The sequence below is a fragment of the Spirulina sp. CCY15215 genome, assembly GCF_016888125.1.
In the GTDB taxonomy this organism is placed as follows: Bacteria; Cyanobacteriota; Cyanobacteriia; order Cyanobacteriales; family Spirulinaceae; genus CCY15215.
Genome location: NZ_JACSWA010000298.1, coordinates 1 through 473, shown reverse-complemented (window position 1 = coordinate 473; position 473 = coordinate 1). Strand labels below are relative to the sequence as shown.

1 protein-coding gene is annotated in these 473 nt (G+C 44.0%); it reads left to right on the top strand.

Annotation, left to right across the window (positions count from 1 at the left end; all coding sequences use genetic code 11):
- Nucleotides 1-458, top strand: a 458-nt coding sequence (locus JUI58_RS04285) for an IS200/IS605 family accessory protein TnpB-related protein (protein WP_204102511.1), incomplete at its 5' end; no start/stop codon positions are given.
- Between the last annotated feature and the right edge of the window lie 15 nt (nt 459-473).

The following is a 473-nucleotide window of genomic DNA, read 5'->3' as shown; positions in this document are numbered from 1 at the left end:
ATCACTGCCTTGAAAATGGCATCGGTCGCATTGTCTTTGGTTGGAATAAAGGACAAAAGAACGGTATCAATATCGGCAAAAAGAACAATCAAAAGTTCGTACAAATTCCTACAGCTAAACTCAAAGAACGCATCAAGCAACTTTGCGAACTGTACGGGATTGAATTTGTTGAAACTGAGGAAAGCTACACCTCGAAAGCATCGTTTTTAGATGATGATTTCTTGCCGACATTCGGTGCAAAACCCGAAAGCTGGAAACCATCGGGAAAACGAGTTAAGCGGGGATTGTATCGTACTCAGAATGGTTTGTTCGTCAATGCTGACTGCAACGGAGCAGCGAATATTTTACGAAAAGTAGCGGCAACTTTAGGATTATGTCTTAAAGGAGTCAGTAGCGGCGTTTTGACCACGCCTGTAAGAGTCCATTACTGGACTGCTTCCGAATCCCCGTCTCTTTAGAGCGGGGAGGGTCAA